Source organism: Spirilliplanes yamanashiensis, assembly GCF_016863475.1.
In the GTDB taxonomy this organism is placed as follows: Bacteria; Actinomycetota; Actinomycetes; order Mycobacteriales; family Micromonosporaceae; genus Spirilliplanes; species Spirilliplanes yamanashiensis.
The window spans coordinates 1-2,537 of record NZ_BOOY01000051.1 but is presented as its reverse complement, the minus strand read 5'-3'; the positions used below and the strand labels follow the sequence as shown (position 1 = coordinate 2,537).

Genomic DNA, 2,537 nt, shown 5'->3' with positions numbered 1-2,537 from the left:
AGTTCGTCGAGTCCGCACGTTCCTGGTTCGACTCGATCTGGAACACCATCGCGCGGGAGTATCGCCCGTGAGCGCAGACCAACTCGTCAGCCTCGTCGGCTCAGGTCCCCTACTCCTCGACTTCGACGGACCGGTGTGCGGAGTTTTTGCGGGTCTGCCCGCCCCCCAAGTCGCAGCCGAGCTAGTTGAGCTGCTACGCGCTCAGCGGGTCGCCCTTCCCAACGACCTCGCGACGGAGGCGGACCCGCTTGCGGTAATGCGGTGGGTCGGCTACCACTGCAGTCACGACGAGACGACCGCCGTTGAAGACGCGCTCACCGCTTTAGAGTTGCGTGCCGTGGCTACTGCAACGCCGACACCGTTTGGCCATGAGACGATCCTGGCAGTCAGGGCCGCCGGCCTGCCGGTCGCCATCGTCAGCAACAACTCGAGCGAAGCCGTTTCGGCATACTTGGCTGCGCACGGGCTATCCAACTACATAGACCATATCTTCGGCCGTCCCTACAGTCGGCCTGAGCTGATGAAGCCGAATCCAATGATGATCCTCGCTGCAGTACGGGCCCTACATTCCCAGGCAGCGCGCTGTGTCCTTGTTGGAGATTCGCTTACTGACATCGAGGCAGCCCGCGTCGCTGGCGTACGCGTGGTCGGTTACGCAAACCAGCCTAGCAAGGTCGTGCGCTTCGGCATCGCTGATGCGGTGGTCACATCGATGGCTGACGTCGCGCGGGCGTTGTCGCGGGCCAAGAACCGGCCGTCGAATTGAGCGATCAAGGCAAGGACCGGTCACGACGGTCCTATCGTTTCGCGGTTCGCGCGCCTGTTAACGATCGCCCAGCGCCAAGGATATAGCTTCAGATGCGCGCGCCCACTGTCGCGGGCACCGTTGCCGGCCAGATGAAGGCAAGCACCTCTCCTGTTAGCCGTCGCTCAGCGCCCATAGGTTAGCGATCTCGGGATCGCAGAAGCTTGCTTCGTTTTTTGAACGGGTCTGGGACTGGCTCACCGAGCGCCTCGAACATGCGGACGGCGAACTCGACCTCGGTGCGGTTTCTAGCATCGCCGAGTTCCTGATCCCCCTGCATAACCTCCGCAATTCGCTCCCGCCTCCAGGGCAGGTCAAGGTAATAGCTACAGAGATAGATGGCACACATTACGCGCGGGGATTCTCCCCGCACTTCGAGTTGATAGCTAAAGAAGGAATCGAGCGCGGTGGGTTCAATGTTCAAGTCTCCTATGTCCCACCTGCCAACGATTCGGGTGGTCATCAGCGCCCAAGGGATACCACTGCTACGGTCGGGCTCGTTCACCCAAGCGCGCAGGAGCCATTGCTGGAGACGATTAACGAGTTCAGGACTCTGCACGCTCAGACCACGCCAGCCTATGGCCCAAATCGCTAGGACCTTGCTGGCCGGACTCAGTCGATCGGCACACAAGACCGAGGCGGCGATCTCGAAGGACTTACGCCACTTGGACAGATGAACTTTTCCTATGGGCCTAGGAACCTCCGGCTCCAATGCGTTGCCATCATATAGACAGGCGAAAACCAATAAAGCAAACCCGCGCAACACGCCAGACTCGTCCGAACGCCGCAATTCGACCGCACAAGCATCTAGGATCTTGTGAACGGGCTGATCAACGAACTCGGAACCTACCAAGCTTACAAACAGAGTTACTGCTGGATCCAGGTCCTTCGCAATGCTTGCCCTACTCTGCACGTAGGCGCGCAGACTGTCCTCATAACGAGATCCGAGCACCTCCAAGGCCACGTCGCCCTCGAACATGTACACGACGTGATAGAGCGCTTTGTCAAGCAGCTCCGGTGCAACAGGCACGTCGTCAGCCAGGCAACCAACGAGATTGCTAACAAGAGGAAAGATGCGATCGTCATAACGGTTTATGTCATCAGCCGTGTTGCGCGCCGGCCGTGGGACGGCCCTAATTTTCTTGATTACTTCAGCCACGACTGCAGATGCGCTTCTACCTTGGAGAGCCGCCGTGAGAACCACGACCTCGCGCCATGTCGAATCCCCAAGTCTAGGCTTGATTAAGTCAAGCGTTGAGGATGCCGAAAGCGCTTGAGGAAGCCACTTCTCAGTGATGGCCCGCGCACACAAATACTCCTGGAACGTAAGGTGCTTAAATTCATAGAACGGTTGTAGCGTTCCGTCGTAAACCTCGTGTCCCGCTAGAGTGAGCAGACTGCTTCGCTCTTCGATCTTCGCAATCATCTCTGAGATCCCGAGCTTGGCGTGCATTAACAGGTCCGGCATTTCACTTCGTGCCTGCCGGAGCAGTCGGCGAAGCTCGGCGTCAGTAATGGTCTGCTTTCCGTTGGTCATCATCCAGTGAGCGACGAAGCCGAGTTGAGGGAGAGCTTCGTCGGGATCCACAGGGGTGTGTCCTTCGACATTCCAAGTCATCAGAAGCACTTCGACGGCTTTGCCGTAAAGAATGGAGCGCCTACGCGGAAGCTGCCCAACGCCGCGCCGGACAAGAAGCAAGGTGGTGAGCAAGAGGGGATTGGATGCAAGCCG

General features: G+C 58.7%; 2 protein-coding genes. One reads left to right on the top strand and one right to left on the bottom strand.

Going from position 1 to position 2,537, the window contains the following annotated elements; translation table 11 throughout:
• Positions 1-67 precede the first annotated feature (67 nt).
• Positions 68-766 carry an HAD family hydrolase gene (locus Sya03_RS30635; RefSeq protein WP_203941946.1) on the top strand — a complete coding sequence of 233 codons (699 nt, stop codon included), beginning with the start codon at positions 68-70 and terminating at the stop codon, positions 764-766.
• Between the two features lie 178 nt (positions 767-944).
• Here Sya03_RS30635 and Sya03_RS30630 read toward each other — a convergent pair.
• Positions 945-2,537 (bottom strand): NACHT domain-containing protein (locus Sya03_RS30630; RefSeq protein ID WP_203941945.1); only part of this gene is annotated, 1,593 nt, incomplete at its 5' end.